Raw genomic sequence first — 25,368 nt, 5'->3', positions numbered from 1 at the left:
AAAGTCAGCGCCTGAGGCAAACAATCATTCTAGCGTCGTACGCGATGCGCGCGCTCGCCTGGACGTGACCGGGATGTGGAAGCGTAGTCTCCATCAGATTGGGCATGGTTCGCCGATCTCAAGCGCACCGGCTCACGCCCTTTTTTATCGCGCGCTTTTGGCGTGTTCGCGGAATTAAGGGCCAAAAAGCACGCGCATTCGCGCCATATTCGGCCGAAAAGCCGCGCCGGATTCGCTACAATGTGCGACTGGGCTCGACGGCATGATGCCGTCGTCGCCACGCTTCCCCGCCGCACGTCTTTCCTCCACTGCCGATAGATCATGTCTCTTTTCTCTGCCGTCGAACTCGCTCCCCGCGACCCGATCCTGGGCCTCAACGAAGCCTTCAACGCCGATACGCGCACGACCAAAGTCAATCTGGGCGTCGGTGTGTACACGAACGAAGAAGGCAAGATTCCGCTCCTGCGCGCCGTGCGCGAAGCCGAGAAAGCGCGCGTCGATGCCGCGCTGCCGCGCGGTTATCTGCCGATCGACGGCATCGCCGCCTACGACGCCGCCGTGCAGAAGCTGCTCCTCGGCAACGATTCGCCGCTGATCGCCGCGGGCCGCGTCGTGACGGCGCAGGCGCTTGGCGGCACGGGCGCGCTCAAGATCGGCGCGGACTTTTTGAAGCGCCTGAACCCGAACGCGGTCGTCGCGATCAGCGATCCGAGCTGGGAAAACCATCGCGCGCTCTTCGAAGGCGCCGGTTTCGAAGTGGTCCACTACCCGTACTACGAAGCCTCCACGCACGGCGTGAACTTCGACGGCATGCTCGCCGCGCTGAACAGCTACGCGGCGGGCACCGTCGTCGTGCTGCACGCGTGCTGCCATAACCCGACGGGCGTCGATCTGTCGGACGAGCAGTGGAAGCAGATCGTCGAAGTCGTGAAGGCGAAGAACCTCGTGCCGTTCCTCGATATGGCGTATCAAGGCTTCGCGGAGAACATCGACGCGGACTCCGCCGCCGTGCGTCTCTTCGCGGCATCGGAACTGAACGTGTTCGTGTCGTCGTCGTTCTCGAAGTCGTTCTCGCTGTACGGCGAGCGCGTCGGCGCACTGTCGATCATCACGACGAGCAAGGAAGAATCGGCACGCGTGCTCTCGCAACTGAAGCGCGTGATCCGCACGAACTATTCGAACCCGCCGACGCACGGCGGCTCGATCGTCGCGGCCGTGCTGGCGTCGCCGGAACTGCGCGCGACCTGGGAGCAGGAGCTGGGCGAAATGCGCGATCGTATCCGCGCAATGCGCAACGGTCTCGTCGAGCGACTGAAGGCGAGCGGCGTCGATCGGGACTTCTCGTTCGTCAACAAGCAGCGCGGCATGTTCTCGTACTCGGGTCTGACGGCTGCGCAAGTCGATCGTCTGCGTGAAGAATTCGGCATCTACGCCGTGAGCACGGGCCGCATCTGCGTGGCCGCGCTGAACACGCGCAACCTCGACGCCGTCGCGAACGCGGTCGCCGCCGTGCTCAAGTGAGCAGTTCGGCCGCGTCCAAATGAAAATGGCGCCCTTTGCGGGCGCCATTTTTTGTGTGCGTCGAAAACCGGCGAATCAAAGCGTCTTTTCCGCCGAGACGGCAGCGGGTTGTGCGTCTTCGTCGTCGACGAAGCCGAGCGAAATCGCGCGCGCCAGTTCTGCGCTCACGCCCGCCACGCTGGTTTCTTCATGGCGCATTGCCGCGCCGCTGCCCTCGCCGGCGTGCATGCAGAACGCGAGCGCGATCGGAAGCAGGATGGCGACGGGCCAGTAGGTCGATATTGTCTTTCTCATGGGACTGCCTTTGGTCGATATGTCGCAGCGGGCATCGGATCAAGGGAACCCACTGATGGACATTTCGAATTTTACGGACTTGTCCCGACCTTAAAAAGCCGTTGAAAAGCAAAGGATTGTTGCGCCCGGGACAACAAGCCGTTTTGATGAACGTCGCGCCCGCTCGCGCCTTTATGACAGCTTGCCGTCATAAAGGCTTACAAAGTTGTTCGCGACATCCACGCGCCGATGATGTCTTATTCAGTAATGGTTCTACAGAATTTCCCACGATCATGAAATCCGCAGTCGCTGGTGTCTTGCTTGCTTCGTCTGCCGCACTTCTCGGTGGTTGCGCGGCGTATCCCGATGCGTCGGCCTATGGCGGCGGCTACCCTGCTGTCTACGACGACCCGGGCTACGGATACTACGGTGGCCCGCCGCCGGGCGTCGTCGTAGGCGGCGGTTACTACTCCGGGCCGGGCCCGATTTACTACGGTCCGCCTAACCGATATTGGGACGATGGTCCCGGCTGGCGTCGTCCGCCGCCGGGCGGATGGCGCGGCGGGCATCCGCCGCGCGACCGGGGTCCGGGCGGCCCGCCTCCGCAGGCGGGCGGCGGACATCCGAACGGTCCGCCACCGCAAGCAGGCGGCGGCCGTCCTCCGGCAGCGCAGCCCCCGCAAGCAGGCAACTCGCCGGCGCCTCAGTCCGTGGGCGGTCGGCCGCCGGGACCGAATCGCGCCCCGCCACCATCCGCGAATGGCGGTGGGGGCAATTCGCAGGGCGGCAATTCGCGCGGCTTCCTGGGACGGTACGGCGGATAAAAGCGCTTCGACGACGAAGGCCGCGCCCGATCGAAAGATCCGGCGCGGCCTTGTTTTATCCGAGATGCGAATGCTGCGCCTTGTACAGCTCTCGGAATGTGCGCCCGACTGGCGCGGGCATGTCGCGCGTGTCGGTCCATCCGGCGCCGAACGGCAGTCGTGAAATCGTCTTCTTGTTGCCGCCGATGCGTTCGAGCACGCGCACCGCGAGCTTCGTGAAAAGGGCATAGGCGAGCGGCCGCTTCGCGAGATAGCCCCACGCCGCGAGCGCGGCGCGCTCGTTCCACGGACGCAGCCGACGCTCCATCTGCTTCTCGCGTAGCTTGCGCAGCAGATCCGACAACGGAATGCCGACCGGACAAACACTGTTGCACTCGCCGCAAAGCGTTGCGGCTTGCGGCAGATCGAGCGCCTTGTCGATGCCGACATAAGCCGGCGTCAGCACCGAGCCCATCGGTCCCGGATACACCCATCCATACGCATGTCCGCCGATCTTCTGATAGACCGGGCAATGATTCATGCACGCGCCGCAGCGGATACAGCGCAGCATCTCCTGAAACTCGCCGCCGATAAGCCCGGTGCGGCCGCCATCGACGAGCACGAAGTACATATGATCGGGCCCGTCCGTCTCGTCGGCCGAGCGCGGTCCGGTCAAGAGCGAAAAGTAATTCGAGATCGTCTGGCCGGTCGCCGAGCGCGGCAGGAGGCGCATCGCGGTCGCGAGATCTTCGAGCGTCGGCAGCACTTTTTCGATGCCCGTCACCACGACATGCACGCGGGGCATCACGGTGCACATGCCTTCGTTGCCCTCGTTCGTGACGACCGCCACCGACCCCGTCTCCGCGATCAGGAAATTGCCGCCCGTCACGCCCATGTCCGCCGACATGAAATGCGGCCGCAACACTTCCCGCGCCTCGCGCGTCATCTCCGGGATGTCGGTGAGGCGTGGCTTGTTGTGCGTCTTCGCGAAGAGATCCGCGATCTGCTCCTTATCCTTATGCACGACCGGCGCGATGATATGGCTCGGCGGCTCGTTGTCGTTGATCTGCAGGATGTATTCGCCGAGATCGGTCTCGATCGACTGCACGCCCATCTCGCCGAGCACGCGATTCAGCTGCATCTCTTCCGAGACCATCGACTTGGTCTTGATGACCTTCTTCACATCGTGTTTGCGCGCGATGTCCGCGACGAGCTTCGCCGCGGCCTGCGTCGTTTCGGCGTAAAGCACGGTCGCGCCGCGACGCGTCGCCTCGCGCTCGAAGGTTTCGAGCCACACGTCGAGATTCTCGAGCGCGCGATTGCGGCGCTCCTTCAACGCGGCGCGCGTTGCCTCGAAGTCGATGTCGCGCACCGCGCTCGCACGCGCGCTGACGAACTTGGTCGAGAGCTTGGCGAGATTCTGCTGCAGGCGCTCGTCGGCAAGCTTGCTTCCCGCGCGCGCCTTGAAGTGCATCGTCTGGACTTGCATCCGTTTGTCTCCTTCAGGCGCGACGCGCCGCGTCGCCCGCGAGCACTTGCGCGATATGCAGCACGCGCGTCGACGTATCGCCGGTGCGGCGCAGGCGCCCTTCGATGTTCAGCATGCAGCCGAGGTCGCCGAGCACGACGGTATCCGCGCCGCTCGCCTTGATGTTCGCGCATTTCTCATCGACGATCGCCGTCGAAATGTCGCCGTACTTCACCGCGAAGGTGCCGCCGAAGCCGCAGCAATGCTCGCATCCGGCCATCTCGGTCACGGGCACGCCTGCCTGGGCGAGCAGCTCGCGTGGCTGCGATTTCACGCCGAGTTCGCGCAGACCCGAGCAGGAATCGTGATACGTCACCATGCCGTCGAACACGCCCGGCTCCATGCGCGCCTTCGCGACGTTCACGAGAAAATCGGTCAGTTCGAACACGCGAGGCTGAAGGCGCGCGAAGCGGCTCATCAATTGCGGATCGTCGCGAAAGAGATCGCCGTAGTGCGCGCGGATCATGCCGCCGCACGAACCGGACGGCACCACGACATAGTCGAACTGCTCGAATTCGCGCAGCGTTTTTTCGGCGAGATCGCGGGCGAGCGGCCGATCGCCCGAGTTGTAGGCAGGCTGGCCGCAACAGGTCTGCGACGGCGGCACGACGACTTCGAAACCCGCCTGCTCGATCAGCTTGATGACCGAGAAGCCGATTTCCGGGCGCATCATGTCGATGAGACATGTCACGAATAATCCGACTCGCATTGGGGCGTTTCCTGTTTGTGGAGTGATGTGAACGCAGCGCCGATTATCCTTGATAAGTCCCGCGCGACGGGCTTCTCGCTGGCCATCGACGTCATCTGAGAGCGCATTGTTTTGGCGAAGCGTTCGCTTTTTTCACATTATGAGATACAATCCCCATTCCGCTGTTTGACGCATCAACCGATTTTTCACGATGAGCGATACGAACCCGGAATCCAAAACCTCCATTCAGGTGATCGAGCGCATGATGCGTCTTCTCGACGCCCTCGCCGATCACACTGACCCCGTCAGCCTGAAAGAACTCGCCCAGAGCACCGATCTGCACCCATCCACGGCGCATCGCATTCTGAACGACATGGTGCTATGCCGGCTCGTGGACCGGTCGGACCCCGGCACGTATCGCCTCGGCATGCGCTTGCTGGAGCTCGGCAATCTCGTCAAGGCGCGTCTTTCGGTGCGTGAAGCCGCGATGCCGCCGATGCGCGAGTTGCATCGGCAGACCGGGCAGACCGTCAATCTTTCCGTGCGGCAAGGCGACGAGATCGTCTATATCGAGCGCGCGTACTCGGAGCGCTCGGGCATGCAGGTCGTGCGTGCGATCGGCGGCCGCGCGCCGTTGCATCTGACGTCGGTCGGAAAGCTGTTTCTCGCCGCCGACGAAGCCGCGCGCGTACGCGCGTATGCGATGCGAACCGGTCTCTCCGGCCACACGCAGAACAGCATCACCGATCTCTCGAAACTCGAGCGCGAACTGTCGCTGGTGCGCCAGCAGGCGTGCGCGCGCGACAACGAGGAACTCGAACTCGGCGTGCGCTGTATCGCGGCGGGCATTTACGACGATACGGGACGCCTCGTCGCCGGCTTGTCGCTGTCCGCGCCCGCCGATCGTCTGCAGGACGCCTGGCTGAAACAATTGAGCCACACGGCGCTCGAGATCTCGCAATCGCTGGGATATCACCCGGAAGAGGCAGCTTCCGACGCGCAACAACACGCGCATCGCTGATTTCTTCGCCGCATGTCAAAACGGGATTCGTCTTTCGACGAATCCCGTTTGCTTTTGCATCAGCGAAGATCAGGCGCTCAAGGATTTGCGCCGCTGCCCATGTCCGCGCTCATGATATGCGGCTCGCCGAGCGTGTCGAGATACGAACGCAGACGGCCCGCGTCGGCGAAGCGCGAATACTTGCCGTACGAATCGAGCAGCACGATGACGACCGGACGGCCGTTGACGGTTGCCTGCATCACGAGGCACTCGCCCGCTTCGTTGATGAAGCCCGTCTTCTGCAAGCCGATGTCCCACGACGCATTGCGGATCAGCGCGTTCGTGCTGTTGTAGGCGAGATTGCGCTTGCCGGTGAAGACGTCGTAGCTGCGGTCGGTCGAGAACTTGCGGATCAGCGGATATTGATACGCCGCGTTGACCATCTTCACGAGGTCGCGCGCGCTCGACACGTTCTGGCTCGTGAGTCCCGTGGAATTCTCGAAGTGCGTGTCGACCATGCCGAGCGACTTGGCCTTCGCGTTCATCGCGGCGATGAACGCCGGACGGCCGCCCGGGTAATAGCGCGAGAGTGCCGCCGCCGCGCGATTTTCCGACGCCATCAGCGCGATGTGCAGCATGTCTTCGCGATTCAGTTGAGATCCGACCGCGAGGCGCGAACCCGTGAACTTCTCGTAGTCGCGGTCTTCGTCGGTGACGGTGATTTCATCGGTCAGCGGCATGTGCGAATCGAGCACGACCATCGCGGTCATCAGCTTCGTGATCGATGCGATCGGCACGACGGCGCGCGAGTTCTTGTCGAAGAGCGTCTCGGACGTGTTCTGGTCGACGACGTAAGCCACGCTCGAACGCAGCGCGAGGCTGTCGGGGGTATCGTGCAGCCCGAACGCCTGACCAACCGACGTCGCGCGCGGCTGGAACGCAACCGCGTGCACCGCGGCGCGTCGCGAATGCGCTTCCATGCGATACGACGCGCGACGCTTACGCGATGCGCGCGGCGCGTCATCGTCGTCATCGGCCGCGGCGACTTTCGCCGCTTTCGCGGGCTTCGGCGCTTTCAGCGTGGTCTTGGCGACGCGCGCGGGCTTTTCAGCCTTGGCGGTGGATTTCTTTGCGGTTTTGGTTTGGGTGGCGGTCTTCGCGAGGGCTTCAGCCGGAGCCGCTGCGAAGGACGTCGCTACTGCGATGGAGACGGCGATGGACAATGCCGAGCGCACTGCCACGCCATGCACCACCTTCAACGACGAAAACATTTCGGTTTTCATTAGTGTTCTGTTGGGCGGCTGGAGGGTACCGCCAAGTGTAGTGAAGCTACGAAATTTAAGCAATATTAAGCACTTATCGGCACTCGTTAAACCGAGTTGTAAGCCGTGATTGCGTATTGCTGAACAAAAAACCGCCTCGATCGGAAAAAACGATCGGCCCGGCGAAATAGTGCTGCCCAAAATGCGCTTTGCTACACCGCGACAAACGCACTATCGGCAAAACTTTCCACGACTTTAGTGAAACGTGAGGATCGAATCAGACAAAACGCAGAGATACGAACGGGAGTCAGCACCAACGGAGGGCACAGACGATCACGAGACAGCTCGGACAGCCGAAATGTTAACGTTTCTTCAACAATTTGGTGTACGGCGACATCCTAAAAATAAGACGACCTTCAGAAATATCTCGCTTCCGCATCGCCGCAGAAGCCGCGCTGTCCGCGTCGCCGGAACATCAAAGTTTCATCGAGCCGTGCTTTGATCGTGTCGAACATGCGGCCCGCTGCGTGTCGGAAGCCATGCCCAGCTTGAGTGCATAGGGTTTCCACGGACGCTTATTTCGACCACGCAATCGGCATGTAAGTTGTTGTTTAACATACGGTTTCTGCCTATTGTGCGGCGCACAAAAAGTGCTTGACATCCATCGGAATATCTCTAAAATGGGTCTCATGTTGCGACGCACCAATCGCAGTTGCACCTAGCCGGCAGGTATATCGCGCCGGATCTACCCAAACCACGACCCGCGTTGATGGGTCTGCCATCAGGAGCCTGAGATGACGCTGTTGACCCCCGAGCAAATCGCCGCTGCACAGAAAGCCAACTTCGACACGCTGTTCGGCCTCACGAACAAGGCGTTCGAAGGCGTTGAGAAGCTCGTCGAACTGAACCTGCAAGTTGTGAAGTCCACGCTGGCCGAAAGCCAGGAAAACGCACAGCGCGCGCTGTCGGTGAAGGACGCGCAGGAACTGCTCGCCCTGCAAGCCAGCCTGACCCAGCCGGTCGCGGAAAAGGTGCTGTCGTACGGCCGTCACCTGTATGAAATCGCGTCGGCCACGCAAGCCGAATTCGCCCGCGTCGCGGAAGCGCAGTACGAAGAGCAGAACCGCAAGGTCCAAACGCTCGTCGACAACGTCGCGAAGAACGCACCGGCCGGTTCGGAAACCGCCGTCGCCGTCATGAAGTCGGCCATCACCGCCGCCAACACGACGTACGAAACGGTTCACAAGGCAACGAAGCAAGCTGTCGAAATTGCTGAAAGCAACTTCAACGCTGCCGCTACGGCTGCGACGAAGGCCGCTACGCAAGCGACCGAGCAAGCTGCCCGCGCCACCAAGAAGTCGGTTGCGTAAGTTTGCCGCCGGGTCCCTGCCCGGCCGATGCAGCAAGAATCACGAAGAACCCGGCCATCGCGCCGGGTTTTTTGTCGTCTATTGCTCGTGAATCCCACAAACAAAAAGGCGCGCTCCGGTCAAGGAGCGCGCCTTTCTTCTGTAACCGCGGACGCTTACTTCTTGCGCTGCGGCGGCAAGTCCGTGCACACGCCTTCGTACAACTCGGCGGCCATGCCGACCGATTCGCCGAGCGTCGGGTGCGGGTGGATCGTCTTGCCGATGTCGGTCGCATCCGCGCCCATCTCGATCGCGAGACACACTTCGCTGATGAGATCGCCCGCATTCAGACCGACGATGCCGCCGCCGATCACCCGATGCGTCTCTTCATCGAAGATGAGCTTGGTGAAACCTTCGTCGCGGCCGTTGGCGATCGCGCGGCCCGACGCGGCCCACGGGAACACCGCCTTGCCGAACTTGATGCCTTCGGCCTTGCACTGCTCTTCCGTCTTGCCGGCCCACGCCACTTCCGGATCCGTATAAGCGACGGACGGAATCTGCAGCGCGTCGAAATACGCCTTCTCGCCGTGCGCCGCTTCCGCCGCGACGTGGCCTTCGTGCACGGCCTTGTGCGCGAGCATCGGCTGGCCGACGAGATCGCCGATCGCGAAGATGTGCGGCACGTTGGTACGCATCTGCTTGTCGACGTTGATGAAGCCGCGATCCGTCACCGCGACGCCCGCCTTGTCCGCGCCGATCTTGCCGCCGTTCGGGCTGCGGCCGACCGCGAGCAGCACGAGGTCGTAGCGCTGCGGCTCGGCCGGCGCCTTCTCGCCTTCGAACGTCACATAGATGCCGTCTTCCTTGGCTTCCGCCTTGGTCGTCTTGGTCTTGAGCATCACGTTCGTGAAGCGCTTGGAATTGAACTTCTCCCAGACTTTCACGAGATCGCGGTCCGCGCCGAGCATCAGGCCGTCGAGCATTTCGACGACGTCGATGTCCGCGCCGAGCGTCGAATACACCGTCGCCATTTCCAGCCCGATGATGCCGCCGCCCACCACCAGCATGCGCTTCGGAAGCTGGCGCAGTTCGAGCGCGCCGGTCGAATCGACGACACGCGGATCGTCCGGGAAGAACGGCAGCTTCACCGCCTGCGAACCCGCCGCGATGATCGCCTGCTTGAACTTGACGACCTTCTTGCCGTCCGCGCCGTTCACTTCCATGTGATTCGGATCGACGAACGCGCCGACGCCCGTCACAACCTGGACCTTGCGCGCCTTCGCCATGCCCGCGAGACCGCCGGTCAGCTTCTTGACGACGCCTTCCTTGAAGCCGCGAAGTTTGTCGAGATCGACCTTCGGCTCGCCGAAACTGATGCCGTGCGCCGCGAGCTCGGCCGCTTCGTCGATGACGAGCGCCGTGTGCAGCAACGCCTTCGACGGAATGCAGCCGACGTTCAGACACACGCCGCCGAGCGTCGAATAACGCTCGACGAGCACGGTCTTCATGCCGAGATCGGCGGAACGGAATGCCGCCGAATAACCGCCGGGACCGGCGCCGAGCACGAGCATGTCGCATTCGACATCGGCCGCGCCGGCGTAGCTGCCTGCTTGCGGCGCGGGCGTCGGCGCGGCTGCCGGCGCCGCTTTCTGGGGCGCGGGAGCAGGCGCCGCAGCGGACGCGCCGCCTTCGAGCGTCAGAACCAGCGTGCCTTCCGACACGTTGTCGCCGACCTTCACCTTCACTTCCTTGACCGTGCCGGCGGCAGGCGACGGCACGTCCATCGTCGCCTTGTCGGATTCGAGCGTGATGAGCGACTGCTCCTTCTCGACCGTATCGCCCGGCTTCACATGCACTTCGATGACGGGAATGTCCTTGAAGTCGCCGATATCCGGCACCTTCACGTCCTGCACGCCGCCGCCCGAAGCCGCAGCCGGTGCGGGCGCAGCGGCGGGAGCCGGAGCCGGAGCCGGAGCCGGCGATGGCGCGGCCGCAGCGCCGGCGGTTTCGATCATCGCGATGACCGAGCCCTGGCTCACCTTGTCGCCCTGCTTGACCTTCACTTCCTTGATGGTCCCCGCGACATCCGCGGGCACTTCCATCGTGGCCTTGTCGGTTTCGAGCGTGATGACGCCCTGTTCCTTTTCGATGACGTCGCCGGCTTTGATATTGACTTCGATGACATCGACATCGGAGAAGTCGCCGATGTCGGGTACTTTTAGTTCGACGAGACTCATGTTGTCCCCTAAGAGATATGCGGATGGAACCTCGGACGAACGTCCGAGGTTCCGCCGTCGGCCAGATCAGCAGATCAGAGAATGACGCGACGGAAATCGCCCAGAATCGCCGACAGATAAGCGTTGAAGCGCGCCGCGGCCGCGCCGTCGATGACGCGATGGTCATACGACAGCGACATCGGCAGCGTGAGGCGCGGCACGAACTGCTTGCCGTCCCACACGGGCTTCTGATAGCCGCGCGACAGACCGAGGATCGCGACTTCGGGCGCGTTGATGATCGGCGTGAAGTGCGTCCCGCCGATGCCGCCCAGCGACGAGATCGAAAAGCAGCCGCCCTGCATCTGATCGGGCTTCAGCTTGCCGTCGCGCGCGAGCTTCGACAGCTCCGCCATTTCCTTGGCGATATCGACGAGGCCCTTCTTGTCCGCGTCGCGGATCACCGGAACGACGAGGCCGTTCGGCGTATCGGCCGCGAAACCGATGTGGTAGTACTGCTTGAAGACGAGGTTGTCGCCGTCGAGGCTCGCGTTGAAGTCCGGGAACTTCTTCAGCGCCGAGACCACGGCCTTGATGACGAACGCGAGCATCGTGAACTTCACGCCCGCTTTCTCGTGCTCCTTGTTGAGCTTCACGCGCAATTCTTCGAGCTCGGTGATGTCGGCTTCGTCGTTGTTCGTGACGTGCGGGATCATCACCCAGTTGCGATGCAGGTTCGCGCCCGAGATCTTCTTGATGCGCGAGAGCGGCTTCGGCTCGACCGGACCGAACTTCGTGAAGTCGATCTTCGGCCACGGCAAGAGGCCGAGTTCGCCGCCGCCGCCGCCGGCCGGCGCCGCAGCCGCAGGCGCCGCGCCCTGTCCCGACATCACGCCCTTCACGAACGCGGTGATGTCCTGCTGCGTGATGCGGTTCTTCGGCCCGGTGCCGCGCACGCGCGACACATCGACGCCCAGTTCGCGCGCGAACTTGCGCACCGACGGCGACGCGTGGCTCGACGTGCGCGAGCCGTCGCCGGCGGGAATGACAGGCGCCTGCGCGAGCGCGGACGGCGCTTCCTTCGGCGCGGGCGCGGGCTTCGCGGGCGCATCCGAGGGCACTTCCTTCGGTGCCGCCGGCGCGGGCGTGGGCGCCGGTGCGGCCGCGCCGCCTGCGCCGCCTTCCAGCACGACGATGAGCGAGCCTTCCGACACGTTATCGCCGACCTTGACCTTCACTTCCTTCACGACGCCCGCTGCCGAGCTCGGCACGTCCATCGTGGCCTTGTCGGATTCGAGCGTGACGAGCGACTGCTCGGGTTCGACCGTATCACCCACCTTGACCAGCACCTCGATCACGGGGATGTCCTTGAAGTCGCCGATGTCCGGCACTTTCACTTCGATCGCTTGACTCATTATTAGTGTCTCCTGGGTCGCACGCGGGCCTCCTTCCGCTTCGGAAAGAGGCCGCGTCACAACGCACGGGGGCGATGCCTTTAGACGGTCATCGGGTTGGGTTTGGACGGGTCGAGGTTGTACTTCTTGATCGCCTCGGCGACGACCTTGCGCTCGATCGTGCCTTCGTCGGCCAGCGCGTTGAGCGCAGCCAGCGTCACCCAGTAGCGGTCGACTTCGAAGAAGTGGCGCAGCGCTTCGCGCGTATCCGAGCGGCCATAGCCGTCGGTGCCGAGCACCACGAACTTCTGCGGGACATAGCCGCGAATCTGGTCGACGAGCGCGCGGATGTAATCCGTCGATGCGATCACCGGGCCCTTCGCGTCCTTCAGCAGCGCCGTGACGTGCGGCAGCTTCTTCTCTTCGGTCGGATGCAGCAGGTTCCAGCGCTCGCACGCCTGACCGTCGCGGGCCAGTTCGGTGAAGCTCGGCACGCTCCACAGATCGGCGCTGACGCCCCAGTCGTCCTTCAACAGTTGAGCCGCGGCGATGACTTCGTTGAAGATCGTGCCCGCGCCCATCAACTGAACGTGCGCCTTGGCCGGCGCATCGGCCTTCTTGAAGGCGTACATGCCCTTGATGATGTCCGAAGCCACGGCATCGCCTTGCGGGATCGCCGGATGCTCGTAGTTCTCGTTCATCACGGTGATGTAGTAGTACACGTCTTCCTGGTCCGCGACCATGCGGCGCAGGCCGTCCTGCATGATGACGGCGAGTTCGTAACCGAACGTCGGGTCATAGCTCACGCAGTTCGGAATCGATGCCGCCCACAGCAGCGAGTGGCCGTCTTCGTGCTGCAGCCCTTCGCCGTTCAGCGTCGTGCGGCCAGCGGTGCCGCCCAGCAGGAATCCGCGCGAACGCATGTCGCCCGCGGCCCACGCCAGATCGCCGATGCGCTGGAAGCCGAACATCGAGTAGAAGATGTAGAACGGGATCATGATCTCGCCGTGCGTCGAGTACGACGTCGCGGCCGCGATCCAGTCACACATGCCACCGGCTTCGTTGATGCCTTCCTGCAGGATCTGCCCCGTCTCCGATTCCTTGTAGAACATCAGCTGGTCGGAGTCTTCCGGGATGTACTTCTGGCCGTCCTGATTCCAGATGCCGATCTGGCGGAAGAGGCCTTCCATGCCGAACGTGCGCGACTCGTCCGGGACGATCGGGACAATGCGCTTGCCGAGCGCCTTGTCCTTCAGCAGGATGTTGAGGATCCGCACGAACGCCATCGTCGTGGAGATTTCGCGGCCTTCGCCCGTGCCCTTCAAGAGCGGCTCGAACGCGGACAGCGCCGGCACCGGCAGCGATTCGGCCTTCTCGCGGCGCGTCGGCAGATAGCCGCCCAGGTCCATGCGCTTCTGGCGCATGTATTCGAGTTCCTTCGAGCCTTCCTCGAACGTGAGATACGGCACGTCGGCGATCTGCTCGTCGGTAAGCGGCAGACGGAATTGGTCGCGGAATTTCTTCAGCGTGTCGATCGGCAGCTTCTTCTGCTGGTGCGTGATGTTCATCGCCTGACCATGCTCGCCCATGCCATAGCCCTTGATGGTCTTGGCGAGGATGACGGTCGGCGCGCCCTTCGTCTTGGTCGCTGCGTCGAAGGCCGCGTAGATCTTGTGCGGATCGTGGCCGCCGCGGTTCAGGTTCCAGATGTCGTCATCGGACCAGTCGGCGACGAGCGCCTTGAGTTCCGGCGTGTTGAAGAAGTGCTCGCGCACGAACGCGCCCGACTCCGACTTGTACGTCTGATATTCGCCGTCGACGACTTCCATCATGCGGCGCATCAGCGCGCCGGTCTTGTCGCGTGCGAAGAGCGCGTCCCAGCGGCTGCCCCAGATGACCTTGATGACGTTCCAGCCCGCGCCGCGGAATTCGCTCTCGAGTTCCTGAATGATCTTGCCGTTGCCGCGCACCGGGCCGTCCAGTCGCTGCAAATTGCAGTTGATGACGAACACGAGGTTGTCCAGACGCTCGCGGCCGGCCATGCCGATCGCGCCGAGCGATTCCGGCTCGTCCGTTTCGCCGTCGCCGAGGAACGCCCAGACCTTGCGGCCTTCGGTCTTCGCCATGCCGCGCGCGGCCATGTACTTCATGAAGCGCGCCTGATAGATCGCCATGATCGGGCCGAGGCCCATCGACACGGTCGGGAATTGCCAGAAATCCGGCATCAGCCACGGATGCGGATACGACGAGATGCCCTCGCCGCCCACTTCCTGGCGGAAGTTGTTCAGTTGCTTTTCGGTCAGGCGGCCGAGCAGGAACGCGCGCGAATAGACGCCCGGCGACGAGTGGCCCTGCACGAAGACGAGGTCGCCGCCGTGATCTTTCGAAGGCGCGTGCCAGAAGTGATTGAAGCCGACGTCGTAGAGCGTCGCGGCCGATGCGAACGAAGCGATGTGACCGCCGACGTTCGTGTCCTTGCCCGCGCGCAGCACCATCGCGATGGCGTTCCAGCGGGTGTACGAGCGGATGCGGTGTTCGATGTCCTGATCGCCCGGAATCTTCGCCTGCGAAGCGACGGGGATCGTGTTGATGTACGGCGTGTTCGCCGAAAACGGCAGGTGCTCGCCATGCACGCGAGCGAATTCGATCTGTTTCTCGATCAGGTAGTGCGCGCGATCAGGACCGACCGCGGAAATCACGCCGTCGAGCGCATCGAGCCACTCGGCGGTTTCCTGAGGATCGTCGTCCTTGGCGTTGGCGACATATTTGAGAACTTCGTCGGGTACAGCGGACATGCTCGTCTCCTGATGTGAGGAACACTCGATGAGAACCGCCGGCGCACGCCCGCGAACACACGCGGAAAAGCGGGCACTGGCCGCGTGCCGGCAATTCTAAAGAGGGTCCAGACCATGACGCAAGGAATTTTTCAAATCATGAGAGCTAATCTCACCATGCGAAAAATTGCTGCAACGCACCGTCCGATAAGACTTTTTTGTTCAGATGTTTCTCCTCCTTTTCCTGCAACTGAGCACGCTTTACCGTCTTTTTACGCCATTTAACAATCAGGTGGTGCGTTACAATCGCTCCATGTTGACCGAACGGCTGATCAAACGCTCGGCGAGGTCCGCGCGCAAGCCGACCGACGCCTCGCCCTCCCGCTGGCACCACGGACCGTGGTGGTCGAACTCCTATTTACTCACGCCGCTCATTTCGATCCTGGTGTTTCTGATCGTGATGAGTCTGATTCTCTGGAGCCTGAACCGGCGCGAGCAACAGCAGCAGGAAGACACGCTTTATCGCAACGTCGCGTGGGCTCAGCAACAAATTCGCCTGTCGATGACCGGTGCGCAGGAGCAGATCCAGGCGCTCGCGCGCGACATCGCGACAGGGCACGGCGATCCGCAAACCTTCCAGACATCGTCCACCGACATCATGCAGGGGCATCCCGAGATCCTCTACATGAACTGGTACACGAGCGAGCATAAGCCGCGCTGGCCGAATACGCCGCTGCCCGTGCTCGGATCGCGCCTCGCCAAGCCGAACGACACGCAGATGGACGAGGCCGTGCAGGCCGCCTTCGACGAAGCGCGCACCACCCGCCGCCAAGTCTACTCGCCGTTGCTGTACGACGATCTCGGCAACGGCTACATCACGCTGCAGACGCCGGTTTTCCGCGACCGCGAATTCCTCGGCTCGATCGCGGCCGTGTTCTCGATCGAAGGCATACTGAAGCACGACATTCCGAGCGAATTGTCGGCGAAATACAAGATTTCCATCACCGATCTGAACAACCGCGAGCTCGCGACCACATCGAGCCGCCCGCGCCTGCCGCGCGACATGTTCTACGACCTGCCGCTCGACCCGCCCGGACAAGGCCTGTCGGTGCGCGTGTACTCGTATCCGCAGCTCACGAACTTCACCAACAACACGCTCGTCTGGCTCGTCGCCGGTTTGTCGTGCTTCGTGCTGTGGAGTCTCTGGAGTCTGTGGAAGCACACGCGCCAGCGCTTCGAGGCGCAGCAGGCGCTCTACGCCGAGGCGTTCTTCCGTCGCGCGATGGAAAACTCCGTGCTGATCGGCATGCGCGTGCTCGACATGCACGGCCGCATCACGCACGTGAATCCGGCGTTCTGCCGGATGACGGGCTGGGACGAAAGCGATCTCGTCGGCAAGAACGCGCCGTTCCCGTACTGGCCGCGCGACGCGTATCCGGAGATGCAGCGCCAGCTCGACATGACGCTGCGCGGCAAAGCGCCCTCTTCCGGTTTCGAACTGCGTGTGCGCCGAAAAGACGGGTCATTTTTCCACGCGCGACTCTATGTCTCGCCGCTCATCGACAGTTCCGGCCGTCAGACGGGCTGGATGTCGTCGATGACGGACATCACCGAACCAAAACGCGCGCGTGAGGAACTCGCCGCCGCGCACGAGCGCTTCACCACCGTCCTCGAAAGTCTCGACGCCGCCGTCTCCGTGCTCGCCGCCGACGAAGCCGAACTGCTGTTCGCGAACCGCTACTACCGGCATCTGTTCGGCATTCGTCCGGACGGCCATCTGGAACTCGCGGGCGCGGCGTTCGACGGCGGTTCGCAGAGTTCGTCCGACACCATCGACATGGTCGATACCTACGCGGGCCTGCCCGCCACCGCCCTCACGGAAAGCTCGGCGGACGCGCAGGAGGTCTACGTCGAAGGCATTCAGAAGTGGTTCGAGGTGCGCCGCCAGTACATTCAGTGGGTCGACGGCCATCTCGCGCAGATGCAGATCGCCACCGACATCACGCAGAGGAAGCAGGCGCAGGAACTCGCGCATCAGCAGGAAGAAAAGCTCCAGTTCACGAGCCGCCTGATGACGATGGGCGAAATGGCGTCATCGCTCGCGCACGAGCTGAATCAGCCGCTCGCCGCGATCAACAACTATTGCTCGGGCTGCGTCGCGCTCGTGAAATCCGGCCGCATGACGCAGGAAACGCTGCTTCCGGTGCTCGAAAAAACCGCGCAGCAGGCCGTGCGCGCGGGCATGATCATCAAGCGCATCCGCGAGTTCGTGAAGCGCAGCGAACCGAAGCGCCAGGCGGCGCGCGTCGCGGATATCGTCGCGGACGCGGTCGGTCTCGCCGAGATCGAGGCGCGCAAACGCAAGATCCGCATCGTCACCGAAATCCGTTCGCGGATGCCCGTCATCTACGTCGACCCGGTTTTGATCGAACAAGTGTTGGTCAACCTGTTGAAAAACGCGGCCGAGGCGATGCATGATGCGAAACCACACGCCGTCGATCCGGTGATACGCGTAGTCGTGCAGCGCATGGACGGCGGCTTCGTGTGCATCAGCGTGGTCGACCAGGGTCCGGGCGTGGACGAAGCAACCGCCGAGCGTCTCTTCGAGCCGTTCTACAGCACCAAGTCCGACGGCATGGGCATGGGGTTGAACATCTGCCGTTCGATCATCGAGTCGCATCGCGGGCGCCTTTGGGTGGTCAACAACGTCGAAGCGGACGGCCACGTGACCGGCGCGACTTTCCACTGCAGCCTGCCGATCGGCGAAGTGGAAGGCGGCTCGGACACGGGCGGCACGGATGCGCAGGACGAACATACGAGACAACAAACAGTTACGGGAGAACTATGAGCACAGTCACCACTCAGGAAACCGTCTTCGTCGTCGACGATGACGAAGCCGTACGTGATTCCTTGCGCTGGCTGCTCGAAGCAAACGGCTATCGCGTTCAGTGTTTCTCCAGCGCGGAATCGTTCCTCGACGTCTACCTGCCGATCGCCCATTCCGGCGCGATTTCCTGCCTGATCCTCGACGTGCGCATGGCCGGCATGACGGGGCTCGAACTGCAGGAGAAGCTCATCGCCGAGAACTCGCTCTTGCCGATCATCTTCGTGACGGGGCACGGCGACGTCCCGATGGCCGTCTCGACCATGAAGAAGGGCGCGATGGACTTCATCGAGAAGCCGTTCGACGAAGCCGAACTGCGCAAGCTCGTCGAGCGCATGCTCGAAAAGGCGCGCAGCGAGAGCACCAGCGTGCAGCAGCAGCGCGCGGCCGCAGAGCGCTTGGGCAAGCTGACGGCGCGCGAGCATCAGGTGCTAGAACGCATCATCGCCGGGCGGCTGAACAAGCAGATCGCCGACGATCTCGGCATCAGCATCAAGACGGTCGAAGCGCATCGCGCGAACATCATGGAGAAGCTTTCCGTGAACACGGTGGCCGATCTGCTGCGTCTCGCGCTGTCGAACAAGCCGCAGCAATAAGCGCTTCGGCTCTCCCCTTCGCGGCCGGCATCGTCATGCCGGCCGCGCGTTTATCGGCGCGCTCGCGAGCGAATGCGCCCGAATCTCCTTCCCGCCAAAGTTCGTTGAACGCCGAACTGAAAAGTGATATTGGCTGAATCACGCCGGATCACTACCCGATTTCCTCGCTTCAATCCCGGCTACGCGCAACGATCTCGCAACGTCTCGCACGGGGGGATTCGATGTCGAAACGAATGGGTGTCATTGGTTCGCAAATCGGCACGGCAAGAGCGATCGCGTTCGCCGTCACGCTCGCCGCGATGCCGCTTTTCGCCGCGCATCCGCTCGACGCGCAAGCGCAGAACGCCGCGCCGGCCGGCCAGAAACTCACGAACCAGCAACTCGACGCGCTGACCGCGCCGGTCGCGCTCTATCCGGATGCGCTGCTCGCGCAAGTCCTGATGGCGTCGACGTATCCGTCGCAGATTACCGAAGCGGCCGACTGGTCGAAGGCGAATCCGAACGTCAAGGGCGACGACGCCGTGAAAGCCGTGCAGACGCAGCCGTGGGACCCGAGCGTGCAGTCGCTCGTCGCTTTCCCGCAGGCGCTCGCGACGATGGCCTCCAAGATCGACTGGGTGACGCAGCTCGGCAACGCGTTCATCGCGCAGCCGAGCGACGTGATGGACTCCGTTCAGCGTCTGCGGCGCGCGGCGCAAAGCGCGGGCAATCTGAAGACGAACGAGCAGCAGAAAGTCACGAGCGCGCCCGCGCCGGCGGGCAGTACGACCACCAGCACTACGGTGATCCAGATCGAGCCCGCCAATCCGCAAGTCGTCTACGTGCCGACCTACAACCCGACAGTCGTGTACGGGACGTGGCCATATCCCGCGTATCCGCCGGTCTATGTGCCGCCGCCTCCGGGATATGCGATCGGGTCGGCGTTCATGACCGGCATGGCGTTCGCAACAGGCGTCGCGGTCGTGAATTCGCTGTGGGGCAACTGCAATTGGGGTCACGGCGATGTCAACGTCAACGTGAACCGCTACAACAACATCAACACGGCCAACCGCATCAATGCGAACAGCAATAACGTGCGCTGGAACCGCAACGATCCGCAGTTCAACCGGACGAACGTCGCCGCGAACCGCCAGAACCTGAACAACGCCAATCTCGGCGCGAACGGCAACCAGTTCCGGGGCCGCGAGGATGCGCGCGCGCAAGCCGCGCAGACCTTGCAGCAGCGCACCGGCCAGAACCTCAACGAATCGGCGAGCCAGCGCGCGCAGAGCATCCGCGAGGGCGGCGGACCGAACGCGCGCACGACGAGCGATCTTCGTCAGCGCTCGCAGGACGTAAATCGCGACAACGCGCTGCGCGGCGCGGGCGACGGCAACGGCGCGCGCCAGGACATGCAGCGCGGACAGGCGAGCCGGCAGTCGTTCAATCAGTCGCATGAGCGCGCCGGCGCAGGTGGCGGCGGTGTTCAGCGTCAGGCGGGCGGCGGTGGCGGTGGCGGTGGCGGTGGTTTGGGCGCGGGCGGAGGCGGCGTGCAACGTGGCGGCGGCGGATTTCAAGGCGGCGGCGGTGGCGGATTCCACGGCGGTGGCGGAGGCGGCGGCGGGTTCCATCGAGGCGGCGGCGGAGGCTTCCGCCGTTGATGATCGATTCCATCGTCAAACGCCGCGAATGCGGCGAACGCCAGATCCAGGAGCCCGACATGAAACCATTCGCCTCATCGAAGAAGCTCGTCCTGCGCGCGTTCGCGGTCGCGTCGCTCGTGCTCGGCGCGTCGCTCGCGCACGCGCAGGCCGTTTATCCGACGCCCGAAGCGGCGGCGCAAGCGTTCACCGACGCCATCGCCACCAACGACGAAGCCGCGCTCGCCAAAGTGCTCGGCAAGGACCATCGCCGATATGTGCCCGAAGGCAGCATCGGCCGGGAGGATATCTACGCGTACCTCGGCGCGTGGGCGCAGCAGCATCGCATCGTCGAGGATGCGCAAAGGGTCGACGGACATCCTTCCGCGCGCATCGAAGCGGGCACGGACGGCTGGACGCTGCCGATTCCGCTCGTCAAGGTCGCGAACGGCTGGCGCTTCGACATGCGCGCCGCGCGCGACGAGCTGCTGACGAGGCGCATCGGGCGCAACGAGCGATCGGCGATGCAGGTCGCGCTCGCGGTCGTCGCCGCGCAGGACGACTTTCGCAAGACGGCGGGGCGCTACGCCGACCGCTTCGTGAGCACGCCCGGCAAGCACGACGGCCTTTACTGGGACACGGCGCCGGGCGAGCCGGAAAGCCCGCTCGGTCCGCTCGCCGAGACGATGCCGAACAAGCCGACCGACAAGGACGGCTACTACGGCTATCACTACCGCATTCTGACGTCGCAAGGCTCGAACGCACCGGGCGGCGCGAAGAACTATCTTCAGGACGGACGGCTGACGCAGGGTTTCGGCGTCATCGCGACGCCCGCGCGCTACGGCCAGACGGGCGTGATGACGTTCATGGTCAATCAGGACGGACAGATCTACGAGAAGGATCTGGGCCCGGCTTCCGCAAGCAAGGCGGCGGCGATCAAGTCGTTCAACCCGGATTCGTCGTGGAAGGTGGTGACGCCCTGAGCGGGCGCGGGGTGGCGCGCGGCTCAGGGCGAGAGGACTATTGTTTCGTCAACTGGCCGTAGGCATAACGAAGTTCGTTCAGGTTATGCACGTTGTACAGAACCGTTCGGCGATAACCATTGCTGCCGGTGATCGGCACGAACAGAATGGCCGCGTTGCCGGTATAGGTCGTGCCGGCGGGCACCGAGCAGGAAGTGGCGGGCGCCACGCTCATCGTCACGGCGTACATGTTGCGATTGCTGCCGGGCGTCGCCAGCAACATTTTTCCGCTGACGTCGCAACCGCTTAGTTTGCCTGTGAAAGAGCCGTCGTCGGCGATCGTCAGCGACGTCGACGATTGCGTCCAGGTGCCCGCGACGCTCTGCTGCGTGACACTCAATGCGTTCGCTGCATCGTAGTTCGACGAGAACTCCGTGGTCGCTCCATTCGCGACGTAGCTCCCGCTGAAAGTGTTTCGCGGCGAGTAGGTTCCGCTTCCCGAACTCGTCGGATACGCGAACAGCATGTTGTTGAAAGAGAGACCGGACGTCAGCGTCCAGGCCTGCGGCGAGTATGAGATGACGCCATAGAGTGCGCTGGTCACGATCGACCCAATCGCATTGAGCGACGAGATATTGCCGTCCGGATCGACTAGCGCGATGGTGCGGTTCGTCAGCGAATTCGTCGTCCAGATTCCTTCGGCGTTCGTTCCTGTTTGCGCCGTCGATCCTGCTTGCGGATTCGCGAGGCTCGGCAGTGCTTCCCCCACCGTTGCCGGCGAAGACGCCGCAGCAGGCGCGCTGGCGCTGGTCGGCAAATCTGTCGAAGGGACCGTCGACGACGCCGCGCTGGCCGGTGCGGCCGCGGCGGGCGCGCTGGCGGGCTGACGGTTCTCATCCGCGCCGCCGGAGCCTCCGCCACCGCAGGCGGAAAGCAAAACGACACTGCTAAACGTCAATGATATGACTGCACATTTTCCGAAAGACATTCTTGATTTTCTCCTGCAAGCATCGGTAAATAACGCGGCAGGGAGTATCCCGGAAGAACGGTGGTTTACTGGTAAGCGGCAAGCAATTTGACAAGCGCTGGGCGAAGACTCATCAGCACGCAGCAGATCCGAGATTCTGGTTTCACGTCGGTGACCCGCCGAGACTCCCGAGCGCGCCCGGCGGTATAATTTCGCCCTTCCCAAGGGCGCATTTGCCGCACAGCGGCCAAGCAAGCGCCCAGCACCTTGCGCGAGCGCCGCGCACCGTCGCCGATCAGAGCGGCGGGCACGGCGTCGGCTTCACGCCCTCGCGCGCCCTCGCCCATCCTCGATCCGATTCGCCATGACCGCCCAACTCATCGACGGCAACGCCCTATCCAAGACCCTTCGCGCCGATGTCGCCCGGCGCGCCGCCGCCCTCTCCGCCCGTGGACATAAGCCGGGCCTGGCCGTCGTGCTCGTCGGCGACAATCCGGCGAGCGAAGTCTACGTGCGCAACAAGGTGAAGGCCTGCCAGGACAACGGCCTGCACTCGGTGATGGACCGTTTCCCCGCGACGCTCGCCGAACACGAACTGCTCGCGCACATCGAAAAGCTCAACGCCGATGCGTCGATCCACGGCATCCTCGTGCAACTGCCGCTGCCCGCCCACATCGACAGCCACAAGGTCATCGAGGCGATCGCGCCGGAAAAGGACGTCGACGGTTTTCACGTCGCCAATGCCGGCGCGCTTCTGACCGGCAAGCCGCTCTTTCGCCCGTGCACGCCCTACGGCGTGATGAAGATGTTCGAAGCGCACGGCATCGACCTGAAAGGCGCGAACGCCGTCGTGATCGGGCGCTCGAACATCGTCGGCAAGCCGATGGCGCTGCTCCTGCTCGAAGCGGGCGCGACCGTCACGATCTGCCACAGCAAGACGCGCGACCTCGCCAAACATACGCGCGACGCCGATGTGATCGTCGCCGCGGTCGGCCGCCGCGACATCCTCACGGCGGACATGGTGAAGCCGGGCGCGACGGTCATCGACGTCGGCATGAACCGCAACGACGAAGGCAAGCTGTGCGGCGACGTCGATTTCGCGGGCGTGAAGGAAGTGGCGGGCTATATCACGCCGGTGCCCGGCGGCGTCGGCCCGATGACCATCACGATGCTGCTCGTCAACACGATCGAAGCGGCCGAGCGCGCGGCGCAGGCTTGAGCGGCGCGGGGCGGCCGCGGGTTGTAGGGGAATGCCGGGCATTGCCTTAATCGGCCCCTTAAAAACAAACGATTGGAATTTGCCGCGCCCGCCCCAATAATCTCCGAACGAGCCGGCGCGGGGCGCGACACCCGTGCGGCGTCATCCAACATCAGCACGGGAGAGCCATGAGCGATACCACGTCAGCCATCACGTCCGAAGCGGCAGCGGCCAATCCGCTGCTCGACTTCTCCGATCTTCCGCGTTTCGGCGAGATTCAGCCGGCGCACGTCACGCCCGCGCTCGATGTGCTCCTTGCCAATGCCAAGGCCGCCGTCGACCGTGCAAGCGCGCCCGAGACGCCTGCGACGTGGAAAGACGTCGTCGAGGCCGTCGAGCAGGAATCGGAAAAATTGTCGCGCGCGTGGGGCATCGTCGGCCATCTGAACGCCGTCGCCGACACGCCCGAACTGCGCGCCGCCCACGCTGAAAACCTGCCGCGCGTGACCGAATTCTCGGCGAGCGTCGGACAGAATCTCGCGCTCTACGAAAAGTACAGGGCGATCGCCGCCGGTACCGAATTCGCGGGCTTGTCGGCCGAGCGCAAAAAAATCCTCGAAAACTCGCTGCGCGATTTCCGTCTCTCGGGCGCCGAATTACCCGAAGACCGCAAGCCGCGTTTCGCGCAGTTGCAGGAAGAACAGGCGGCGCTGTCGAAGGCGTTTTCGGATCACGTCCTCGATTCGACCAACGCCTATGCGTACATCGTCACGCAGAAGAGCGATCTCGCCGGTCTGCCCGACGACGTGATCGAAGCCGCCCACGAAGCCGCGCAACGCGACGGCAAGGACGGCTGGAAGTTCACGCTGCATTTCCCGTCGTATTTCCCGGTGCTGCAGTATTCGGAGCATCGTCCGATGCGCGAGGCGATGTATCGCGCGTACGTCACGCGCGCGTCCGAACTCGGCGCGACCTATGGCAACGGCAAGGCCGAATGGGACAACACGGCGAACGTCGTCGAGCATCTGAAGCTGCGCGAGGAAGAAGCGAAGACGCTCGGTTATCAGAACTTCGCGGAAGTGTCGCTCGCGCCGAAGATGGCGGAATCGCCCGCGCAGGTCATCGCGTTCCTCGAAGACTTGGCGAAGCGCGCCCGCCCCTACGCCGAAAACGACTGGATGGAACTGCGCGCGTTCGCCGCGACCGAGCTCGGCATGCCCGAGTTGCAGCCGTGGGACATCGCGTACGCGGCGGAGAAGCTGCGTCAGAAGCGCTATTCGTTCTCGGAAAACGAAGTGAAGCAATACTTCCCGCAAGAAGCCGTGTTGAAGGGTCTCTTCAAGGTGACGGAGACGCTCTTCAACGTGTCGATCCGCCGCGACGAAGCCGCCGTGTGGAATCCGGACGTGCGCTTTTTCCGCGTCGAGAACAAGGACGGCACGCTCGTCGCGCAGTTCTATCTCGACCTCTACGCGCGCGAAGGCAAGCGCGGCGGCGCATGGATGGACGACGCGCGCTCGCGTCACAAGCGCGGCGAAGGCGGCGTGCAGACGCCGGTTGCTTATCTCACCTGCAACTTTTCGGCGCCGGTGGGCGGCAAACCCGCATGCTTCACGCACGATGAAGTCATCACGCTGTTCCACGAATTCGGGCATGGGCTGCATCACATGCTGACGCGCATCGACGAACTGGGCGTGTCGGGCATCAACGGCGTGGAGTGGGATGCGGTCGAACTGCCGTCGCAGTTCATGGAGAATTTCTGCTGGGAATGGGACGTGTTGACCGACATGTCCGCGCACGTCGAAACCGGCGCGCCGCTGCCGCGCGAACTGTTCGACAAGATGCTCGCCGCGAAGAACTTCCAGAGCGGTTTGGGCACGCTGCGCCAGATCGTCTTTTCGATGTTCGATATGGTGCTGCACACGTCCTACGATCCGGCCAACGCGACGCAGAACGTGAACGATCTCGCACGCGCGATCAACGAGAAGTTCCATGTGATCCCGCAGGCGCCATTCTCGCGCTGGCCGAATACGTTCAGCCATATTTTCGCGGGCGGGTATGCGGCGGGGTATTACAGCTACAAGTGGGCAGAAGTTTTATCCGCCGATGCGTACGCCGCGTTCGAGGAAGCCGCGAAGGCCGGAAGCGGTTCGGTGCTCGATGCGACCACGGGTACGCGTTATCGTCGCGAGATTCTGGAAGTCGGCGGCAGCCGTCCGGCGATGGAATCGTTCAAGGCGTTCCGTGGGCGCGAGCCGGATATCGACGCGTTGTTGAGGCATAACGGGATGTCGGGCGCGACGGTGCATTGACGCCTCCTGCCGATTGATGCGAAAA

The 25,368-nt window shown here is 63.3% G+C and carries 19 protein-coding genes; 11 read left to right on the top strand and 8 right to left on the bottom strand.

Annotation, left to right across the window (positions count from 1 at the left end; all coding sequences use genetic code 11):
• Positions 1–321: 321 nt before the first annotated feature.
• Positions 322–1,521, top strand: a complete 1,200-nt coding sequence (locus NCS02_RS05440; RefSeq protein WP_008350454.1) for an amino acid aminotransferase — start codon at positions 322–324, stop codon at positions 1,519–1,521.
• A gap of 75 nt (positions 1,522–1,596) precedes the next feature.
• On the opposite strand, the gene NCS02_RS05435 is transcribed toward NCS02_RS05440, so the two are convergent.
• On the bottom strand, positions 1,597–1,815 hold the full coding sequence (locus NCS02_RS05435) for a hypothetical protein (RefSeq protein WP_008350456.1): 219 nt from the start codon (positions 1,813–1,815) through the stop codon (positions 1,597–1,599).
• A gap of 272 nt (positions 1,816–2,087) precedes the next feature.
• On the opposite strand from NCS02_RS05435, the gene NCS02_RS05430 reads away from it, so the two are divergent.
• A complete protein-coding gene (locus tag NCS02_RS05430) occupies positions 2,088–2,618 on the top strand; it encodes a hypothetical protein (protein ID WP_008350459.1) in 531 nt (176 codons plus the stop codon).
• A gap of 55 nt (positions 2,619–2,673) precedes the next feature.
• On the opposite strand, the gene NCS02_RS05425 is transcribed toward NCS02_RS05430, so the two are convergent.
• Together NCS02_RS05425 and NCS02_RS05420 are read right to left on the bottom strand one after the other, a co-directional pair.
• Complete coding sequence (locus NCS02_RS05425) at positions 2,674–4,086, bottom strand: lactate utilization protein B (protein WP_250519361.1); 1,413 nt, start codon at positions 4,084–4,086, stop codon at positions 2,674–2,676.
• Between the two features lie 13 nt (positions 4,087–4,099).
• Positions 4,100–4,834: a (Fe-S)-binding protein gene (locus tag NCS02_RS05420; RefSeq protein WP_034472139.1), complete on the bottom strand. Its 735-nt coding sequence runs from the start codon at positions 4,832–4,834 to the stop codon at positions 4,100–4,102.
• Between the two features lie 190 nt (positions 4,835–5,024).
• Between NCS02_RS05420 and NCS02_RS05415 the strand changes: the two genes are divergently transcribed.
• Positions 5,025–5,834, top strand: coding sequence for an IclR family transcriptional regulator (locus tag NCS02_RS05415; RefSeq protein WP_008350464.1), 810 nt, complete (start codon positions 5,025–5,027; stop codon positions 5,832–5,834).
• A gap of 77 nt (positions 5,835–5,911) precedes the next feature.
• On the opposite strand, the gene pbpG is transcribed toward NCS02_RS05415, so the two are convergent.
• On the bottom strand, positions 5,912–7,096 hold the full coding sequence (gene pbpG / locus NCS02_RS05410) for a D-alanyl-D-alanine endopeptidase (RefSeq protein WP_033537204.1): 1,185 nt from the start codon (positions 7,094–7,096) through the stop codon (positions 5,912–5,914).
• A 773-nt stretch (positions 7,097–7,869) separates the two neighbouring features.
• On the opposite strand from pbpG, the gene NCS02_RS05405 reads away from it, so the two are divergent.
• Positions 7,870–8,445, top strand: a complete 576-nt coding sequence (locus tag NCS02_RS05405) for a phasin family protein (protein WP_008350468.1) — start codon at positions 7,870–7,872, stop codon at positions 8,443–8,445.
• A gap of 155 nt (positions 8,446–8,600) precedes the next feature.
• Here the strand turns inward: NCS02_RS05405 and lpdA are convergent, their stop codons facing one another.
• From lpdA to aceE, 3 genes are all read right to left on the bottom strand, one after another.
• Positions 8,601–10,661, bottom strand: a complete 2,061-nt coding sequence (lpdA, locus tag NCS02_RS05400) for a dihydrolipoyl dehydrogenase (RefSeq protein ID WP_250522907.1) — start codon at positions 10,659–10,661, stop codon at positions 8,601–8,603.
• A gap of 74 nt (positions 10,662–10,735) precedes the next feature.
• Entirely contained in the window at positions 10,736–12,052 is a 1,317-nt protein-coding gene (aceF, locus tag NCS02_RS05395) for a dihydrolipoyllysine-residue acetyltransferase (RefSeq protein WP_250456456.1), read from the bottom strand.
• Positions 12,053–12,132: 80 nt separating this feature from the next.
• Entirely contained in the window at positions 12,133–14,826 is a 2,694-nt protein-coding gene (aceE, locus tag NCS02_RS05390; protein ID WP_034472145.1) for a pyruvate dehydrogenase (acetyl-transferring), homodimeric type, read from the bottom strand.
• A 292-nt stretch (positions 14,827–15,118) separates the two neighbouring features.
• Between aceE and fixL the strand changes: the two genes are divergently transcribed.
• The 4 genes from fixL to NCS02_RS05370 all read left to right on the top strand — a co-directional run bounded on the left by fixL (position 15,119) and on the right by NCS02_RS05370 (position 20,887).
• Complete coding sequence (fixL, locus tag NCS02_RS05385; protein WP_008350476.1) at positions 15,119–17,653, top strand: oxygen sensor histidine kinase FixL; 2,535 nt, start codon at positions 15,119–15,121, stop codon at positions 17,651–17,653.
• Positions 17,650–18,285: an oxygen response regulator transcription factor FixJ gene (gene fixJ / locus NCS02_RS05380; protein WP_008350478.1), complete on the top strand. Its 636-nt coding sequence runs from the start codon at positions 17,650–17,652 to the stop codon at positions 18,283–18,285. The genes fixL and fixJ overlap by 4 nt, the downstream gene beginning before the upstream one ends.
• 233 nt (positions 18,286–18,518) lie before the next feature.
• Positions 18,519–19,925, top strand: coding sequence for a DUF3300 domain-containing protein (locus tag NCS02_RS05375; protein WP_250519359.1), 1,407 nt, complete (start codon positions 18,519–18,521; stop codon positions 19,923–19,925).
• Between the two features lie 59 nt (positions 19,926–19,984).
• Complete coding sequence (locus NCS02_RS05370; RefSeq protein WP_250519358.1) at positions 19,985–20,887, top strand: DUF2950 domain-containing protein; 903 nt, start codon at positions 19,985–19,987, stop codon at positions 20,885–20,887.
• 37 nt (positions 20,888–20,924) lie between these two features.
• On the opposite strand, the gene NCS02_RS05365 is transcribed toward NCS02_RS05370, so the two are convergent.
• Positions 20,925–21,470: a hypothetical protein gene (locus NCS02_RS05365; protein WP_239294958.1), complete on the bottom strand. Its 546-nt coding sequence runs from the start codon at positions 21,468–21,470 to the stop codon at positions 20,925–20,927.
• 55 nt (positions 21,471–21,525) lie between these two features.
• On the opposite strand from NCS02_RS05365, the gene NCS02_RS05360 reads away from it, so the two are divergent.
• From NCS02_RS05360 to NCS02_RS05350, 3 genes are all read left to right on the top strand, one after another.
• Positions 21,526–21,753, top strand: coding sequence for a hypothetical protein (locus tag NCS02_RS05360; RefSeq protein ID WP_235366345.1), 228 nt, complete (start codon positions 21,526–21,528; stop codon positions 21,751–21,753).
• 444 nt (positions 21,754–22,197) lie between these two features.
• Positions 22,198–23,052, top strand: coding sequence for a bifunctional methylenetetrahydrofolate dehydrogenase/methenyltetrahydrofolate cyclohydrolase FolD (gene folD, locus NCS02_RS05355; protein ID WP_034474083.1), 855 nt, complete (start codon positions 22,198–22,200; stop codon positions 23,050–23,052).
• Between the two features lie 167 nt (positions 23,053–23,219).
• Positions 23,220–25,343: a M3 family metallopeptidase gene (locus NCS02_RS05350; RefSeq protein WP_250519357.1), complete on the top strand. Its 2,124-nt coding sequence runs from the start codon at positions 23,220–23,222 to the stop codon at positions 25,341–25,343.
• Positions 25,344–25,368 lie beyond the last annotated feature (25 nt).

It is taken from the genome of Caballeronia sp. NCF2 (genome assembly GCF_023631205.1).
Classification (GTDB): Bacteria; Pseudomonadota; Gammaproteobacteria; order Burkholderiales; family Burkholderiaceae; genus Caballeronia; species Caballeronia zhejiangensis.
The sequence above is the reverse complement of the archived record's forward strand: the minus strand, read 5'-3'. Positions and strand labels throughout refer to the sequence as shown.